The following is an 18190-nucleotide window of genomic DNA, read 5'->3' as shown; positions in this document are numbered from 1 at the left end:
ATTGTGAAGTTACTGAATTATTTAATCATTGAACGCAATAAAAACGTCATTTGCTATAATAAAAGCGACAAATCAATAAAAGTCAAAACTTACAAATTATAAATCTTCTTTGTCCAAAAATATGTCGGCTTTCTTTTGCTGCAGTCCAAAGAAAATTTGAGGTATAATATTTATATCTTCTTGCTTGGCTGATAGCTTTCCCTGAATTTCAATTTGGTTAGTTCCTTCAACCTGATTGGCTTCTATTTCCAAAGTATTTAATAATGAAAAGATGTCATTCGCCCCTGGAATTGACATATCGTCTTGCAGACCGTCAAAACTAGTCTCTAGTCTAAAAAAACTGGAGCTGTTTTTCTCTTCGGTCACCGTTGTCTCCTTAGTTGTATTAAACAAAATTCCATTGCTATTCTCTTCAGCGTAAAAAGTGTAATAGGGAATACTGGTCAAGATGTTATTTTTTATGGCTCCTTGAGTTGTTAAGTACTCTTCCAAACTTTCGTTGTCATTGGTGCCAATATGCATAGATACTTTTGGGACTTTCTTTTCTTCTAGTGTTTTTACGGCTACTTTCTCAAAATTATCATCGTACTCATAGCTTACGATCGTATCAGCTTGCTTAGTTGTACCTCTGATTGTAATACTTAAAAACCCATTTGTCCTGTCTACTAATTCTTTGACTTCCAAGTTATTTTTAGTGAAAAATGATAAGTCTTTTAACCTTCTTGACAATATGTTATTATTCTCTTGCTTATCAAAATTCGCATCAAAATACATCTGTAATGATGCTTCTGGCAATCTATTATGAGTAATATTAGTTTTGAAAGTATTTGGAATTTCTGTGTGAATAGTACCGTCTATTATGGCTTGTCCATCTTTAAAATTTAATCCTATCAAGCTTTCTTTTCTTGCGAAAGTAATATGGTCTGATGCTGCACTGAGCTTTTTAATGATATCATTGTTTTTATCTGATATCAACTTGTTGTGTAGCAACACATCTTCAAAAACAGTCTTTAATTTTTCTATGGATGTACCAGAAGTTAGTGCAACTGCCAATTTTTCGGTGTTCCAAGCCAATATCAATTTAGACTTTCCTAAACTAAGATGCTTGTAACCTTTTGAGTCGGCTAAAATTGTAATTGATTTTTTCTTTGAATACTTATTGATATAGTTTTCAAAAGCTTCGGTGTCATCAATTTTAAATGTCGTAAAAAGCGTATTTTCAACAGCTTTGATAGTATAAAATACTATAGAGAACGGTTTTAAATCCACACCTTTATCATCACCCTTTAATGAGTCTTTCTTTTTGTCTTTTTTATAAGATCCTGTTTTTTTCCAGTAATAACTTGGTGACCATAACGCATCTAAAATTAATGTCTTTGTAATATCATGGACACCTATTTTAATGACACTTTCTGCATCTTCATGGATAACATCAAGTAAGATCGTTGTTTTCTTAAAATGCTTATAACCAAAATACCCTATCAATAAAAGTAATAATATTGATAGGGAAATTTTTAAATACTTTTTCAAAAGATGCCTTTTTATGAATTAATCAATTAGCGCATTAATCATATTTAAGAAATAGGCTAAACTATTATTATGTCCTTTTTCTGGTGTGTTTAAAATCATTTCTCCTTCTAAAGTATTATTCTTGATTTTACTCGTTTTAAAAACAACATCTCTCGTGTTCTCTGCGACAAAATCTATGCGCTTCTTGATATCATTTGGCATAATTTCTCTTGGAAATGTAGCCGCAATTTCTTGTCCATTTACGTAAATAGCGCTGGAGTTTTTCTTTATTAGCTTTTTATGCATTCCGCCAACTTTGCTATTGAACTTACCCCTACTTATTGCAAGCATATCCTCAGAGGACGTTCCTAAAAGAATAGTATTGTCTTTAAACATGACATTGAGTGAGAACGGCAATTCGTTAGTGTTTAACTGATATATCCCGTTGGCGTTTAGAGTAACTTCGCCGCGACTTTCTTTTACAGCAATATCCATTAATTTACGGAACATATCCTCTTCAGAAGATGTCACCATCATCAAAAATCCTGGTAAGGTTTCCTTTTTTGTTTTGGTTACTTCTGTTCTTTCATAGTTTTCGTCATACTCATATGTCGTGTAACTCAATTCTCTTTCTTTCATTTCCGTAAGTACAAATAACATATCGCCTCTAAGGATTCTTGCTGCGCCTTCCTCATCTAGCAGTAATGATAGCACGCGCATACCTATTGGCACAAAAGCCGCAACTTCGTCATCCTCATAATTTTTGAACATGCTGGCTACCATGTCCGGATACGCTTCTAAAACGCCTTGTGTACTCGCATTAACAGAAAAATAACCCAACATTTTGTCTTCGTTAAAATAATTGAAAAAGTCGGAGTTCATTTTACCGTCATACATGGCTTCCATGTACTTGGACATTTCACTACTCATGACATAACTTGTCTTGAGGGACACTTGTTCTTCTTGAAAATTAAGTTTAGAGGTAATGGACATATTACCATAGAAATTTTCCAGACCACTATATAAACCTAAGTAGCTAGTACCTAAGCCATATGATGCTTGTCTTAAAATATCTGAATAGAGATTACTAAAATCACCTATCCAGGCAACAGCTTCATCTTTACTCTTACCTACCGCTTTGAGGTATACCGTGTTCTTTAATATTGAACCGCTAGCATAGTTACCCATCATTGTAGTTTTTGCTTGAGCTATAAGCAACTTATTAGCTTCCATTTGCTTTGCTTCCCTTTCCTTTCGTCTTTTCTCGTAATAATCATTGTAACTCTGTTCTGTCGATTCTATAACTTCCTCTTCTGCAGGTTCTGGCTCAACAGTTTCTTCTATCTCTTCTATTTCTTCTACTACAACCGCTGGTGCTTCTTCTATATTATAATCATTATAACTGTAAGCGTCATAGCTGTTCGTTTCTTGTAAAATACTTACAATTAAAGCATTGCTGTTCCACATCGTCACCATACTATCGTAGGGGTCTACAAAATATGACAGATCACCATCCATGATTATCTTTTCCTTTTGTCGCTCTGGCATTAAGCTTTCAAAGCCCGTTTTATTTTTTAGAGGTACTAAAAAATTATGCTTAAAACCGAGGGAATCTGATTGCATAAAGTAATAGAAATTACTGTTTAGGTCTATTCCTAGTTCATTGAGATTAGAAACCTTTCCATCAGTACCCCTCAGCAATTCCTCTAAGAGAAGCTTTCCTACTTTGGAATTTTCAAACTCCGCAATAGAGACCAGCTCTGTAATATTTTTACCTTTTATCGAAATAACTGCTTTTGCATCTTTTGGTATTTTAGACACTAAGTCCTGTGCATTTATTGATAGTGTAATGCAAAACAGATAAGCAAAAAGTAATATTTTTTTCATTTTTATAATGTTTGGGTTCTTTATTATTTTGATAATTGAATAGTATTAGCAATATTCTTTTTTCCTAAAATTAACGACATAAGATCTACTTTAAGAAATACCGCTTTTTTATTAGGAGACACTTTTGCGCTCGCATTGGATACTTGTTTAACGTCATTTTCAAACCTGTATATACTTGTATAATTAGCGTCTTCAAAGATTTTACGATCCTCACTATTTAATTTATAAAAATTCCTTTTAATGCTAGCATCATAAGAAAATAAGCGCTTGAAACTATTTGTACTATTATTAAACGAAAAATTAGTCGTGTTAAAATTCGTTTTGCTCTTTTTGTTGTGCTTACTAATGAGATCCTTAAAAACAGCATCTAAATTACCGGTAGAACTAAAATCACATGATATTGTGAAGATATAATTATCAAAATCCTTGGTTGTATTTATATTAGAAATACCGTCAATAGTTTTCAGGTGGTTCTTTGCTTCTTTTAAGGCTATGCTAATGTCCTCTTTTGATGGGACTTTATACCCATTAACACTGTCTAAAAGCATTATGGATGCAATTTTAGATTTGCTTTTACTCAAATTGAATGTCACCAACATTTTACCACTTCCATCCGCATTGAAGTTAATCTCCTCTAAAATCTCAAAACAACTACTAAATAGAGTAAAACTAAAAAGTAGAAAAAAAATATTGAAAAATCTTTTCATGTGAAGCCGATGGTTACATTGAGGTTATATTGTCTTTGGGTCGAAGAAAACAACATTGAGATCAAAAATAGCAATTATTACTATTATACCCTCTATCATTTATTCTTTTTATACACTGACAAAATCGCAACTTTAGAGCTTCTCATAAAATATCGATTATTATAAATGTCTTAGTTCTAAATCTAATTTCATCACCAACTGATTTAGAAAATAATAATTGACCTATTGGTGTGGCAATTGAAATACCATAAAAAGACTCGTTTTGTAATTTAATCTCACCAATGCTTACACTTATAAAATAGTTGTCATCTGTTGTTTTGACGACACTGCCTAATGCCACAGTATTGTGCTGTATTTCTGTGTCTATCCTTTGAAGTGTTTCAATCAGCTTTTGAAGTTCTGCTAATTGTTGTCCCGCCTTTTCACGCTCTAATTGAAGCATGGCTCTACCCGTTTCATGCTTATCTCCTGCACTACTTTTAGTTTCAGATTGCAATGCGATTTGTATATCTGAGATACTTTCTTGAATCACAAGCAAGCGTTTGTTCAAAATCTCTTGACATCTAAAATGGAGTTGTGCTTTTATATTCATTCGATTAAGTGCGCAAGTTCTTTGCCTATTAAACTGCCAATGGCCACTCCCATTCCGCCAAGTCTCACACCGCAATACAGATTATTACCAAGTTGCTTTACAATGGCTTTTTTCTGTTCACCTATTCCCATTATACCAGACCAGCGATGATCTATCTCAAATATTTCGTTTGGCAGGATTATAGTCTGAAGTAGCTCTTCAAGCTTACTTTGAATCATTTGGGTCTCACCAAACTCAGTAGTTTCTTCACCCTTAAAATCAAGGTGTCGCCCGCCTCCTAGTAAAATCCGATTATCAATATTTCTGAAGTAATAATACCCTCTATCTAAATGGAATGTTCCCTTTATGTGCAACTCATCAATTGGTTTTGTAATTAGCACTTGTGCTCTTGCTGGTTTTATACTTTGTCCTATCAATTCTGAGGCAAAACCGTTTGTGGTGATGATGAGTTTTGAAGTCGAATACTCGAAATGCTCTGTTTTAATCTTTACCGAATCTAAATCTTCACTATAGGAATTAACTAAGCAATTGTTCAAAATCCTAACGCCCGCTATTTGCACTTTTTGTAACAAGGTCGCCATCATCTTTCCTGTATCAATCTGACCTTCGAAGCGATTAAAACTGATTTTGGATTTAATATTGTTAAAGACGCAATTGTTGGATTGCCATGAAAATACATCAGTCTTAAAAAAAGGGTGTAATAACTTGTTGATTTTTTCTTGATGCTTTAAACACTCGTCATATAAATCATCGTCTTGTTGAGTGAATAACTCAAAACCACCCAATTCTTTATAATCGACAGCGTTATCACCTAGTGTTTCTCTTAAAAGCTCTAGTCCGTTGTACCGTTTTTCTACGAGCCGTAAAACCTCGTCTTCGGTATGATTTTCTAAGTCATCAATGATTTCGCTTAAACTTCCGAAACAGGCAAAACCAGCGTTTTTTGTACTAGCACCTTGAGGTAGTATACCCTTTTCAAGAATTAAAACATTTGCTTTGGGAAATCTCAGTTTTAGGTGTAATGCACAATTAAGACCAACTATGCCGCTACCTACAATGGTATAGTCTACATTAGTTAACCAAGATTTTATTTCCCAATATGATAGATTCATAGCATAAAAAAAGCTCCTTAATAAGGAGCTTTTAAATTATAAATTAAAATCTTATTCTACTATTATTTTCTTAGTCACTTTCTGAGAGCCATCTGAAATATTCAATAAGTAAACACCTGATGGAGCATTATTAAGCCATATAACTTCTTCAAATCGGCCTACAGTAGCGAAAGATTTAGAGTAAATTAGTCTCCCTCTCATATCATAGACTTGAATACCAATATCTTCTCCTGATTTTGGATTGAACGCCAAGTTAAATTCACCATTGTTAGGGTTAGGGTAAATTGTCAATTGGTCTAATTCGTTTTCTTCAATAGATAATACTGGTGCAATCTCTTCTCTACAAATTGTCAGTGTAACAGAGTTCAGAGTGGAAGTTGTACCGTCTACATTAACATCAGTAATAAAAAACACCCAAGTACCAGCTGAGCTTTGTCCGTCAGCGAACGAAAGCGGTATTTGGGGTATCACATTATCGCCATTGTTTGTACTTCCACAATTTATTGCTATTCCTTCATCATCAAAGGTCCAATCTTGATTTGAGCTGCCAGCACATACTCCGGATGCTAATTGTTGTAATTCTGTTGTTTGAAAAGGTCCACGAATTCCATGGAATATATCCGCATTGTTAGTACCTGTAATATTTACATTAACGTCTAAATCACTAATTGTAACATCATCAGTAACCGTTAGTCCATATCCAGTGTATGAGCCAGCATTTTCAACAATAGTTACATTAGCATTAAATAAATAATCTTCGCAAACATCTGTAAGCTCGTATGTATAATTTCCAACTGCGAAAAATGAATCATTAATATTAAAGAATATATTCCCTGCGCCTTCTACCATAATTCTGCATCTAGGCGCAGAAACATTTGGTACTGTTATATCATGAGATCCATCATTAGGAACATTTGATGCCAATACTGTACCGTATGTCAATCCTTCATCAGTAGATAAAAGTATGTTAACGTTGGCTGCATTGATTCCATTACCTGTTGTACCGGCAACATTCCATGTAATTGTTTCCGTAGTTCCAGGTGTCCATACAATTTGATTTGTTGCCTGAGATGTTACAACAAAAGGACCAGCGGCTCCTACATTTGTTATTGTCATTTGATCAAAGTCCGTTTGCCCTCCTCTGGTGTCATTATCTCTTACCGTTAGCCTGTAATTAATTGACCTACTTATTGTTGCCAATTTTTCCCAGGTAGTTGATACACCTCCAAAATTTAAAATATCAGAAAGTCGCGGCACATATCTTGTTGGATCACCAGTTCCTCCAAATGACCTCACCAATGGTCCTAAAAAAGTTGTTTCCGTAGGCACTCCTGATGGCCCTAAATCATATTGCTCCCAAGTGTAAGTCAAAGTGGTATTTCCATCCGGATCAGTAGACCCACCGCCATCTAATTTGTAAGGTGTTCCTCCTGGAATGACAAAGTTAGAACCTGCATCAGCAGTGGGTTCAATATTCCCTGTATTGGATCTATTGACTGGACAAACTCCCGTGCTAAGTACATGTGCCCAGATTAAGTCTAAACTTCTTTGATGAAAATAATCATCACTGTTACCTTGGACATTGTCAGAACCACATATGCCTGCGTAAGCCATGATTGTTGTTCCACTTCCGGGTTCGTAAGCACTCGACGCTGATCGATTTCCACCAGAACAATTTCCTTGATTACCATTAAAAGTATGTGGGGAGCCAAATTGATGTCCAAGTTCGTGCGCCACAAAATCTATGTCAAATGGATCACCTATGGGTTGTGATAAACCTGTAACGCCTCTTGCCTTATTAAAGTTGTTACAAGTAACTCCCAACCCAGCAAGTCCTCCGGCTCCAGTACTAAAGGTGTGTCCAATATCATAATTTACAGCACCTATTGCGTTATTAATCTCCGTTTGGCTCTGGCCAATTAAAATCGAAGAACTATTGTTATTAAATGGATCTGTGGCACCATCAGTAAAAATTATACTAGTATTATCTACCATAGTCATGGTAATGGACAAGTCTCTTTCATAAATACCATTGACTCTATTCATCGTATTGACCATAGCTGCCATAGCTCCAGCAACAGTACCTCCATGAAAAGTTGTATACTCTCCTGTACAGGCAATAGCTATTCTATAGTCTCTCAAAATACCATCGCTGGCATTTCTTGCAAAAGCACTTAAATCAGAACCCCTACTATTAAGCAATGGATCGTCAACTACACCACATTCGAACTCAAAATCTCTTAACCTGGTATTTTTTTTTGAGTAAACCGTATAAATATTCCCATCTATCGAATAAGGATCAATAAATTGAGTACCGTTAGAGGTTCCTAAAATCATTACATTCAACCCTTTTGGTGTTATACTTAATTTGATAACCTCTCTTGGATTGTCAACACCTTGACCAGTGTATGTTCTGATGTTTGGATACTTTGCCTGGAGTACTGGTTCCATAACCGGTGTTTCGAGAACATAATATTTATTTAACTCTCCGTCCGAATTGGGTAAATCGATTGAGACGTTTCCTGGATTTTCTCTATCACCTGCACTCAGAAGTGAATTCTTTAAACTTTCAAGATTAAGTTGATAAAATTTCTCTTGTACAACTTCAATCTTTCGAGGTTGTTGAGTGGTATTCTTTGCTTTTACTTCATCAACACTAACCCAAACCTGCTTAAGGCTCTGTGAGTATGCGGATAATGAAAGAAAAACAGCTGCTATAGCTACGAATCTAAAGTAATTTTTCTTTTTCATGATAAGTGTTTTAACACCTTAAAATTAACTGTAATTATTTGATTCCCAAAAAAGTTCTTTTTTGATATGCTAAAAGTTGTCTCATACCATGCAAAATAAAAACCCCAAACCTAAATGTTTGGGGTTTTTATTAGTCTTCACTTTCTTCTTTAATTTCAAAGTCTTCCATGAATTTAGTGGTATAATTACCCGCTAAATAATCAGGATGTTCCATTAGTTGTCTATGAAACGGAATTGTGGTCTTAATGCCCTCTATAACAAACTCATCTAAGGCTCGCTTCATCTTATTGATAGCTTCTTCTCTTGTTTGAGCAGTGGTAATTAACTTGGCTATCATCGAATCATAATTCGGTGGAATGCTATATCCCGCATAGACATGTGTATCCAATCGCACCCCATGACCTCCTGGCGCATGGAGTGTCGTAATCTTTCCAGGAGATGGCCTAAAATCATTATAAGGATCTTCTGCATTAATACGACATTCTATGGAGTGTAAATTAGGCGTATAATTTTTACCTGAAATTGGAACGCCTGCTGCCACTAAAATTTGCTCTCTAATTAAGTCGAAATCTATAACTTGTTCGGTAATTGGATGTTCTACCTGAATACGTGTATTCATTTCCATGAAATAGAAGTTCCGGTGCTTGTCTACCAAAAACTCAACAGTTCCTGCCCCTTCATACTTAATGAACTCCGCTGCTTTTACTGCAGCTTTCCCCATTTTGTCTCTTAGTTTATCTGTCATAAATGGAGACGGGACTTCTTCTGTTAACTTTTGATGACGTCTTTGAACGGAACAATCTCTTTCAGATAAATGACAAGCTTTACCTCTGGAATCACCTACAATCTGTATTTCAATGTGTCTAGGTTCTTCGATAAGCTTCTCCATGTACATATCATCATTTCCAAAAGCTGCTTTTGATTCTTGCCTGGCAGAATCCCATGCTTCTTTTAGATCTTCAGGTTTCCATACGGCTCTCATACCTTTTCCACCACCACCAGCAGTTGCTTTTAACATCACTGGATAACCCGTTGTTTTTGCGACTTTCTTGCATTCTTCAAAGTCTTTTATAATTCCATCACTTCCAGGGACACAAGGGACTCCTGCGGCCTTCATTGTAGCTTTAGCAGTAGCCTTATCTCCCATTTTGGCAATCATCTCTTCAGATGCTCCAATGAATTTAATCCCGTGTTCTTCGCATATTTTAGAAAACTTAGCATTTTCTGACAAAAATCCATAGCCAGGATGAATACCGTCTGCATTAGTTATTTCTGCAGCAGCGATAATATTTGCTATTTTTAAATAAGATTCACTACTGGGGGCCGGACCTATACAGACTGCTTCGTCTGCAAACTTAACATGAAGGCTATCAGCATCTGCGGTGGAATACACAGCAACTGTCTTAATACCCATTTCCTTACATGTTCTAATGACACGCAATGCTATTTCGCCTCTATTCGCGATTAGTATTTTTTTGAACATAACTTTAGTTTTAAAAATTCAATTTCCAAGCACCAAATTCCAATAATTGGGTTTGGGATTTGTGGATTGGAATTTTCAATTGTTATGATGGGTCAACCAAGAATAATGGTTGATCAAACTCTACTGGAGACGAATCGTCCACTAACACTTTAACGATCTTGCCTGAAACTTCAGATTCAATCTCATTAAATAGCTTCATAGCTTCAATAACACAAAGCACATCGCCTTCTTTAACTTCAGTTCCAACCTCTACAAAAACAGGTTTGTCTGGAGAAGGTTTACGATAAAATGTTCCGATAATTGGTGACTTTATTGTTATGTATTTAGAATCCTCACTTGAGGCTGCTGGAGCAGCTGCTTCTGCCGGCGCAGAAGGTGCTGCAGGTGCTGGAGCTTGCTGCTGCACCACTGGTGCGGCCTGCATTGGTAATTGCTGTACTATAGTGGTTTCGTTATCAGAACCAGTTCTGATGGTAATTTTAACATCATCCATTTCTAACTTAACTTCGCTTGCGCCAGATTTAGCGACAAACTTTATTAAGTTTTGAATTTCTTTTAAATCCATAGTGTTTAGATATTTTTGTTAGTTAGTTTTTAATTAGAATTAGTAAGCCCATTTAAAATAAATAGAGCCCCAAGTAAACCCACCGCCAAAGGCAGCAAATATGAGATTATCTCCTTTTTTTAATTTTGATTCGTAATCGTGAAGTAACAATGGTAAGGTTGCAGAGGTTGTATTGCCATACTTCTGGATATTCATCATTACTTTTTCTTCTTCTAAGTTAATGCGTTGTGCAGTTGCATCAATAATTCTCTTATTGGCTTGATGTGCGGCTAACCAAGAAATATCGTCGTTGGTTAAGTTATTTCTTTTTAGAATTCGTTCGGCTACATCGGCCATATTAAAAACAGCATTTTTAAATACTGTTCTTCCATCTTGAAACACATAGTGCTTCCCTTCATCAAAAGCTTCTTGAGTCAATGGGTAAGATGATCCGCCATAAGTCGCTTGTAAAAATTCACGACCCTCACCATTACTTCTCAATAATTCATCTTGTAATCCAAGGCCTTCTTCATTAGGTTCAAACAAGACAGCACCTGCACCGTCTCCAAAAATTATGCATGTTGCTCTATCTTTATAGTTGATAAAAGATGAATTTTTATCTGCCCCTATTAAAAGCACTTTTTTATATCTACCAGACTCTATATACGCTGCAGCGGTTGACATTCCAAAGAGAAAACTTGAGCACGCAGCTTCTAAATCATACGAAAATGCATTTGTTGCTCCAATATGTGTTGCAGTAAATGCTGCGGTAGAAGCAGCTTTCATATCTGGAGTTGCTGTAGCTACTATTACTAAATCAATCTCTTTAGGATCTAAACCCGTCTTCTGTATGAGCTCTTCTGCTGCTTTAATAGCTAAGAATGACGTGCCTTTTCCTTCTTCCTTAAGTATTCTACGTTCTTTTATACCTGTTCGTGTAGTGATCCATTCGTCATTGGTATCTACCATTGTCTCCAAGACCTTGTTAGATAAAACAAAATCGGGAACGTAGCCTCCTACAGCTGTAATTGCCGCCGTGATTTTACTCATTATTAGCTTTTATATTAATTAAAAGTATAGAAAAATGGAAAAAAACAACCTTTTTTAACCAATTTTCAGCATTTTTTGGCAAATAATTATGCAAATTAAGTGGTTTTTGCCCTATTCAAAAAATTATAACAAAAAAAACGCTCACAAGTGAGCGTTTTATTCTATGCGCGCATAATAGTTATGCTAAATTTTCTTCTTCAGATGAATTATCTATTAAGACTTGACCTCTGTAATATAATTTTCCTTCGTGCCAATGTGCCCTATGATATAAGTGTGGCTCACCAGTAGTTGGGCAAGTTGCTATCTGAGGCACAGAAGCTTTATAATGCGTTCTTCTTTTGTCTCTTCTTGTTCTAGATATTTTACGTTTTGGATGTGCCATTTTAAATGTTATTTATCCGTTAATAGTTTTTTTAAATTATTCCAACGAGGGTCAATATCCTCTGATGATTTCGTTTTAGAGTCCTCATTAGGACTTAGTTCTTCTAATTTTGAAAGTATGTCTGATTGTAATGATCCGTCTTCAATACCAGGATGAACGCGTTTAATAGGAACTGATAATACAATAAGTTCATAAATATATTGTGCTACATTAATCTCGTATTCTCCATGCGCCACAATTAAGATGTCTTCGTTATCGTCATTATATTCAGCACCAAACTTTACCACCAATTTATATTCATCTTCAATGGCTTGATCATAGGGCTCGTTGGTTAGGTCACAATTAACATTAACAAAACCTGAGGCCGAGAAATACAATTCCAGCAATGTCGTTTTCTTTATGAGTTTTAGCTCAACTTTTACATCTGCTGAATTAAACTCATCATACTCAAAATTTTGAAAGAACGTATTATTTATATCAAAATTAAAATGGTGTTCTCCTTCTTTTAATCCTACAAATTGGATTATATAATCTTTAAATGCCTTCATTACCACTCTCATTTTGAGCCTGCAAATATATGAATTTTTCCTAATTTAGGGTATAGATATCAACAATTTTTGTTGACATCTATTTTGTGGCTTTCTTTAATGGATTTTTACTGTATTGATTATAAACCACTCTATTTCTAAAAATTTGTATTGCCGCGAAAATAGCTTGTTTAAATGAACTCTCATCGGCCTGTCCTTTTCCGGCAATTTCATAAGCCGTACCGTGGTCTGGAGATGTTCTAACTTTATCTAAACCGGCAGTGTAATTAACACCCTGACCAAATGTTATGGTTTTAAAAGGTATTAAGCCTTGGTCGTGATAAGACGCTATAACTGCGTCAAATTTTTGGTAATTATTTGAACCAAAGAAACTATCGGCTGAGTATGGCCCATAAACTAAATTTCCTTCTGACTTGATCTTTTCTAGAGTTGGTCGTAGTATATCGTCATCCTCTTTACCAATAACTCCATTGTCACCAGCATGAGGATTTATAGCGAGAACAGCAACCTTAGGTTTTCTAATTGCAAAATCTTGTTGCAATGATGTGATAACAGTATTGATCTTCTCCGTAATCAGTTCTTCCGTAATATGATTTGCTGCATCCTTAAGGGGAACATGGTCTGTAAGAAGTCCTACTCGAAGTCCATCAGAAACCATAAACATTAAGCTATTACCTCCCAATGCCTCTGCTAAATAATTGGTGTGTCCTGGGAAGTTAAAATTGTCAGATTGAATATTGTGCTTATTGATTGGTGCAGTCACCAAAACATCAATTGTCCCTTCTTTTAATGCGCTCGTAGCGGCTTCCAAAGATTTAATGGCAAATTCCCCTATTTTCTTATCCTCTTTTCCAAACTCTATTTTAACGGGTTCATTCCAAACATTAACCACATTAATTTTTCCATGAACGACTTTTTGTGCTGAATCAATATTGTATAAATTAATTCTACTTTTATAATGATTTTTAAAAAACTGCATCGTTTTTCCTGAGGCAAAAATGACAGGTGTATTCAGCTCAAGAGATCTAGGATCTTCATAAGACTTAATAATAATCTCAGGGCCTATTCCATTAAGATCACCTATGGATATACCAACAATTACCTTCTCTTCTTTTTTCATACTAAACGATTATCCTATTTTTTTTATTAAAATTGATAATTGAGTTAGGCCGTGTGCTTAACTTTGCAAATACAAATTTAACCAAATAAAGTAGATACAATGTTTACAGGTATTATTGAAGATTTAGGAACTATAGAAAAACTAGACTTAGATGGGGGTAATCTTCACATAACTATTAGTGGTTCTATTTCGCCCGAATTAAAAATTGATCAAAGTGTCGCCCATAATGGTGTTTGCCTCACGGTTATTGATATTAAGAACAACAGCTACACTGTCACTGCCATACAGGAAACTTTAAATAAAACGAATCTGGGACAACTTTCAATTGGTGACTACGTCAATATAGAACGGGCAATGAAACTCGGTGATCGCTTAGATGGCCACATCGTACAAGGTCATGTAGATCAAACAGCTAAATGTATCGCCATAAATGAAGACAAGGGAAGTTGGGTATTCAGTTTTCAATATGACAAGAACCTAAACAACATTACTATTGAAAAAGGTTCCATTACAGTAAATGGCGTAAGTCTCACGGTGGTGAATTCAAAACTCAGCGAGTTCTCCGTTGCTATCATCCCATACACCTATAATCATACTACTTTTAAAAACTTAAAAGTTGGGGATGCGGTAAATCTAGAATTTGATGTTATTGGGAAATACGTAAAACGTTTAAGCGAATTAAGAAACTAGGCTTTTTTTTTGGAAAGCTTATACATTTTGTAAATACCAAAAGTCAATGCTATGCAAAATAAAATGGCAATATTACTATCTATTGGGGCCCCTGGAGGGTCAGGTGCTGATGGCGGTGGCGGAGTAGCTCCTTGAGCCATAGATACAAAACCCATGAAGAAAAATAAGATTGAGGCTAACATATTCTTGCGTTGCATTCTATAATTAAAGGTGTAAATGTATAAAAAAAACTGAGCTAACAAAATTAATTTGGCCAAAAAACGTCTTTTAACGGCAAATATTGTCGACGAAGTGTTTAAAATGTGGTGTGGCAAGGGAAGATTCCTACATTTATTAACAAGTACTCGGTGCAAATATAATGTTTATTAAGATTTTTACAGATTACACCCTTTAATATTTTAAACATATAAGATGTATTTCGAAAAGGCCATTTTAATAGAATAAAATATGAGTTTTATGACTTACAGAAAAAAAGCCCTTGCGATTGTAAGGGCTTTTTATTTTGAGGTTGTGGTCCCACCTGGGCTCGAACCAGGGACTTTCTGATTATGAGTCAGATACTCTAACCAACTGAGTTATAGGACCTGTTGGCAAACGCCAAACTCTTCATTTCTAAAGAGTGTGCAATATTACTATATATTTTAAAACTCTACAAGAATTTTAATCGCTAATGTCTTGGCATAGCTCAATCAAGACGCCATTTGTGGATTTTGGATGTAAAAACGCAATGAGCTTATTGTCCGCTCCTTTTTTGGGTACTTTGTGTATCATCTTAAAACCCTCTTCTTCTAATCTCTCAATCTCTTTTTCAATATCTTCAACAGCAAATGCAATATGATGAATACCTTCTCCTTTTTTATCAATAAATTTTGCTATTGGACTATCGGCATTGGTAGCTTGTAATAATTCTATCTTATTAGGTCCGCACTTAAAAAAAGAGGTCTTCACGCCCTCACTTTCTACATCTTCAATTTTGTAATGTGCTTTATCAAATAACACTTTAAAAAGTTGGTTTGACGCTTCAATATCTTTTACTGCTATACCTATATGTTCTATTTTTTTCATTTTAAGGTTAATTTTGTTGTCCAAAGGAAAGGAAACTCCTGATCTCAAACTATGATTTTTGTTATATAAAAATACCATAATCCTTAAATATCCTATACTTTTGCCATATGGAAAGTAACAGACAGAAAAAAATAGCAGGCATTTTACAGCAAGACCTAGCAGAAGTCTTACAGCGTGCTGCTGCAGATGGTGGGCTGAAAGGGGTTATTATATCCGTTTCTAAAGTGAGTGTTACTGTAGATTTATCTATAGCCAAGGTTTATCTCAGTATTTTTCCTAACAAAGAAGCTAAAGAATTACTCGAGGGTATACGATCTAACACGCCACTTATTAGGCATGAATTGGCGCAACGCACACGTCACCAGTTAAGACGCATGCCACAGCTAGAGTTTTTTATTGATGATTCCTTAGAATATATAGATGGTATTGAACGTTCTTTAAAAGGAAAAGAAAATCCTCTAGAAGACCCTGATTTACTAGGCAAGCGTAAAAAGTCTTAAGTGAATATTTCCCTGTATATAGCGAAACGTTATCTGTTTTCTAAAAGCAGTAATAATGCTATAAACATCATGACGCTTATTGCTTCTGGTGGTGTGATCATTGCTTCGGCAGCTTTGTTAATTGTACTTTCGGTATTTGCTGGCTTAAAAGACTATAGTCTTCAGTTTTCATCTTTTGTAGATCCTGATTTAAAATTACTTCCAACTGAGGGAAAATCATTTCAATTTACAAATAAGGATCAAACAAAATTAAATACTATAGGTGGTATCATTGACTTTTCAGAAATTATTGAAGAGCGCATCATTATAAAATCCGAGAGCAAAAACCTATTAGCTACTTTAAAAGGGGTCGACTCCAATTTCTTGAATGTTACAAATGTTGATTCAATGATCACCAAGGGTAATTGGATTTCTCATGGAAGTAACGATGTGGTTGCTGGCTGGGGAATATCCAATAAATTATCTTTTGGGATACTAGATTTTAGAAAATCACTTTCGCTTTATGTACCTAAACCCGGAAAGGGCCAAGCTAGTGTCCTAAAAAGTCTGTATAATTCCGCTTTCGTTAATAACGTTGGACTTTTCGATATCAACGAAGAGCTCAATGCAGAATATATATTTTCTGATATTGGTTTAGCCAAACGACTATTAAACTACAAAGACCATCAAATAAGTGCTTTGGAGTTAAAGTTGAGTCCTGATGCTGATGAAGACAACATCAGGACTGAGCTTAATTCTTATTTCCCAAATCGATTTGTTATAAAGAATAGAGAGCAGCTCAACGATGCCTTATTTAAAATGTTGAATACGGAAAACCTCGCTATCTATCTCATCTTTACTTTAGTGATTATTATTGCCTTATTCAATGTGATTGGAGCCATCATCATGATGATTTTGGACAAGAAGAAATCACTTAACACCTTATTCAATTTAGGTACAGAACCGAAAACCATTAAATCCATTTTCTTCTGGCAAGGGAGTTTAATGACCATATTTAGTGGCTTGGTTGGTGTTACTTTAGGATTACTGGTTGTTATTTTACAGCAGCAATTTGAACTGGTAATGTTAACGCCAGACCTGCCTTATCCTGTGAGTTTGAAATTCTTGAATGTACTTATTGTTTTGGCAACCATTTTTGCATTGGGCATCGTTGCTTCTAGAATTGCCTCCCAGCGAATTACCAAGAATTTAATTCAATCTTAAAATTAAGCGAACTGGTAATCTCCAAATTTTTCTAACACCTCGTCAAAAGCTGCGAACACATCTTTTGAGTCGTCGCTTGTTACCATTTTCATGCGATATTCCTTAAAGTTCGGAATGCCCTTAAAATAGTTGGTATAGTGTCGTCGTGTTTCAAAAACGCCCAATTTCTCACCTTTCCAGTCAATAGACATTTGTAAATGGCGCCTTGCCGCCTCGACGCGTTCTGGCATTGAAATAGGCGCTAAGTGTTCGCTTGTTTCAAAATAGTGCTTGACTTGCTTAAAAAACCAAGGGTTGCCTATAGATGCCCTACCGATCATGGCGCCATCGAGACCGTAAGTATCTCTCATCTCCACAGCACTTTCTGGTGTGTTAACATCGCCATTCCCAAACACAGGAATATACATCCTAGGATTGTTCTTTACATCAGCGATAGGTTTCCAATCGGCATTGCCCTTATACATTTGTGCTCGGGTTCTACCGTGTATGGCAATAGATTTTATACCTACATCTTGTAAACGCTCCGCGACCTCAACAATTTTTATGGAATCGTGATCCCAGCCTAAACGCGTTTTTACAGTGACTGGCAGGTTAGTGCGCTTTACCATTTCGGCAGTGAGCTTTTCCATGAGACAGACATCTTTTAAGATTCCTGCACCAGCACCTTTTGACACCACTTTTTTAACTGGACAGCCAAAATTGATGTCAATAATATCTGGATTGGACCTTTCTACAATATCTATAGTTTGAAGCATACTGTCCATATTGGCACCAAAAATTTGAATACCGACCGGTCGCTCTTTTTCATAGATATCGAGCTTCATTACACTTTTAGCGGCATTACGAATAAGTCCCTCGCTAGAGACAAACTCGGTATATACGACATCAGCACCTTGCTCTTTACACAACGCACGGAATGGTGGATCACTCACATCTTCCATGGGTGCTAAAAGCAATGGGAAGTCGCCTAATTCTATGTCGCCTATTTTAACCAAGTCTTAAATTTTGAGGCAAAATTACAGCTTTTTAACTAATCTGTGTATCTTC

18 protein-coding genes and 1 tRNA gene are annotated in these 18190 nt (G+C 35.6%); 3 read left to right on the top strand and 16 right to left on the bottom strand.

The features are described from left to right. Nucleotides 1-96: 96 nt before the first annotated feature. From H7F21_RS02475 to pdxA, 12 genes are all read right to left on the bottom strand, one after another. The gene (locus H7F21_RS02475) at nucleotides 97-1530 is read right to left on the bottom strand and encodes a DUF4836 family protein (RefSeq protein WP_185787648.1); all 1434 of its coding nucleotides are present in this window, start codon (nucleotides 1528-1530) and stop codon (nucleotides 97-99) included. An 18-nt stretch (nucleotides 1531-1548) separates the two neighbouring features. Further along, nucleotides 1549-3396, bottom strand: a complete 1848-nt coding sequence (locus H7F21_RS02470; protein WP_185787647.1) for a hypothetical protein — start codon at nucleotides 3394-3396, stop codon at nucleotides 1549-1551. A gap of 23 nt (nucleotides 3397-3419) precedes the next feature. Next, nucleotides 3420-4103, bottom strand: coding sequence for a hypothetical protein (locus tag H7F21_RS02465; RefSeq protein WP_185787646.1), 684 nt, complete (start codon nucleotides 4101-4103; stop codon nucleotides 3420-3422). A gap of 142 nt (nucleotides 4104-4245) precedes the next feature. Continuing rightward, nucleotides 4246-4695 carry a GreA/GreB family elongation factor gene (locus tag H7F21_RS02460; protein ID WP_185787645.1) on the bottom strand — a complete coding sequence of 150 codons (450 nt, stop codon included), beginning with the start codon at nucleotides 4693-4695 and terminating at the stop codon, nucleotides 4246-4248. Beyond that, nucleotides 4692-5807: an NAD(P)/FAD-dependent oxidoreductase gene (locus H7F21_RS02455; RefSeq protein WP_185787644.1), complete on the bottom strand. Its 1116-nt coding sequence runs from the start codon at nucleotides 5805-5807 to the stop codon at nucleotides 4692-4694. The genes H7F21_RS02460 and H7F21_RS02455 overlap by 4 nt, the downstream gene beginning before the upstream one ends. 51 nt (nucleotides 5808-5858) lie before the next feature. After that, entirely contained in the window at nucleotides 5859-8558 is a 2700-nt protein-coding gene (locus H7F21_RS02450; RefSeq protein WP_185787643.1) for a zinc-dependent metalloprotease, read from the bottom strand. Between the two features lie 130 nt (nucleotides 8559-8688). Continuing rightward, nucleotides 8689-10041 carry an acetyl-CoA carboxylase biotin carboxylase subunit gene (gene accC, locus H7F21_RS02445; protein WP_185787642.1) on the bottom strand — a complete coding sequence of 451 codons (1353 nt, stop codon included), beginning with the start codon at nucleotides 10039-10041 and terminating at the stop codon, nucleotides 8689-8691. 82 nt (nucleotides 10042-10123) lie between these two features. Continuing rightward, a complete protein-coding gene (gene accB / locus H7F21_RS02440; protein WP_185787641.1) occupies nucleotides 10124-10606 on the bottom strand; it encodes an acetyl-CoA carboxylase biotin carboxyl carrier protein in 483 nt (160 codons plus the stop codon). A gap of 39 nt (nucleotides 10607-10645) precedes the next feature. Further along, nucleotides 10646-11635: a beta-ketoacyl-ACP synthase III gene (locus tag H7F21_RS02435; RefSeq protein WP_185787640.1), complete on the bottom strand. Its 990-nt coding sequence runs from the start codon at nucleotides 11633-11635 to the stop codon at nucleotides 10646-10648. 178 nt (nucleotides 11636-11813) lie between these two features. After that, on the bottom strand, nucleotides 11814-12017 hold the full coding sequence (rpmF, locus tag H7F21_RS02430) for a 50S ribosomal protein L32 (RefSeq protein ID WP_185787639.1): 204 nt from the start codon (nucleotides 12015-12017) through the stop codon (nucleotides 11814-11816). 8 nt (nucleotides 12018-12025) lie between these two features. Beyond that, the gene (locus tag H7F21_RS02425; RefSeq protein ID WP_185787638.1) at nucleotides 12026-12565 is read right to left on the bottom strand and encodes a YceD family protein; all 540 of its coding nucleotides are present in this window, start codon (nucleotides 12563-12565) and stop codon (nucleotides 12026-12028) included. Nucleotides 12566-12644: 79 nt separating this feature from the next. Next, nucleotides 12645-13685, bottom strand: a complete 1041-nt coding sequence (gene pdxA / locus H7F21_RS02420; protein ID WP_185787637.1) for a 4-hydroxythreonine-4-phosphate dehydrogenase PdxA — start codon at nucleotides 13683-13685, stop codon at nucleotides 12645-12647. 99 nt (nucleotides 13686-13784) lie between these two features. On the opposite strand from pdxA, the gene H7F21_RS02415 reads away from it, so the two are divergent. Then, nucleotides 13785-14375 (top strand): riboflavin synthase, encoded by a 591-nt coding sequence (locus tag H7F21_RS02415; protein ID WP_185787636.1) that lies wholly within the window; start codon nucleotides 13785-13787, stop codon nucleotides 14373-14375. On the opposite strand, the gene H7F21_RS02410 is transcribed toward H7F21_RS02415, so the two are convergent. The 3 genes from H7F21_RS02410 to mce form a co-directional block, all read right to left on the bottom strand. Continuing rightward, nucleotides 14372-14572, bottom strand: a complete 201-nt coding sequence (locus H7F21_RS02410) for a hypothetical protein (protein WP_246431400.1) — start codon at nucleotides 14570-14572, stop codon at nucleotides 14372-14374. The two genes, H7F21_RS02415 and H7F21_RS02410, sit on opposite strands and share 4 nt — an antisense overlap. Before the next feature lie 314 nt (nucleotides 14573-14886). Beyond that, nucleotides 14887-14960: transfer RNA gene (locus H7F21_RS02405), tRNA-Ile, on the bottom strand. A 75-nt stretch (nucleotides 14961-15035) separates the two neighbouring features. Next, nucleotides 15036-15440, bottom strand: a complete 405-nt coding sequence (mce, locus tag H7F21_RS02400) for a methylmalonyl-CoA epimerase (protein WP_185787635.1) — start codon at nucleotides 15438-15440, stop codon at nucleotides 15036-15038. 107 nt (nucleotides 15441-15547) lie between these two features. On the opposite strand from mce, the gene rbfA reads away from it, so the two are divergent. Together rbfA and H7F21_RS02390 are read left to right on the top strand one after the other, a co-directional pair. Further along, nucleotides 15548-15940: a 30S ribosome-binding factor RbfA gene (gene rbfA / locus H7F21_RS02395; protein WP_185787634.1), complete on the top strand. Its 393-nt coding sequence runs from the start codon at nucleotides 15548-15550 to the stop codon at nucleotides 15938-15940. Beyond that, the gene (locus H7F21_RS02390; protein WP_185787633.1) at nucleotides 15941-17143 is read left to right on the top strand and encodes an FtsX-like permease family protein; all 1203 of its coding nucleotides are present in this window, start codon (nucleotides 15941-15943) and stop codon (nucleotides 17141-17143) included. A gap of 2 nt (nucleotides 17144-17145) precedes the next feature. Here the strand turns inward: H7F21_RS02390 and dusB are convergent, their stop codons facing one another. After that, nucleotides 17146-18138 (bottom strand): tRNA dihydrouridine synthase DusB, encoded by a 993-nt coding sequence (gene dusB / locus H7F21_RS02385; protein ID WP_185787632.1) that lies wholly within the window; start codon nucleotides 18136-18138, stop codon nucleotides 17146-17148. Between the last annotated feature and the right edge of the window lie 52 nt (nucleotides 18139-18190).

It is taken from the genome of Winogradskyella flava (assembly GCF_014243395.1).
Taxonomy (GTDB): domain Bacteria; phylum Bacteroidota; class Bacteroidia; order Flavobacteriales; family Flavobacteriaceae; genus Winogradskyella; species Winogradskyella flava.
This window is presented reverse-complemented; position numbering and strand designations above follow the sequence as displayed.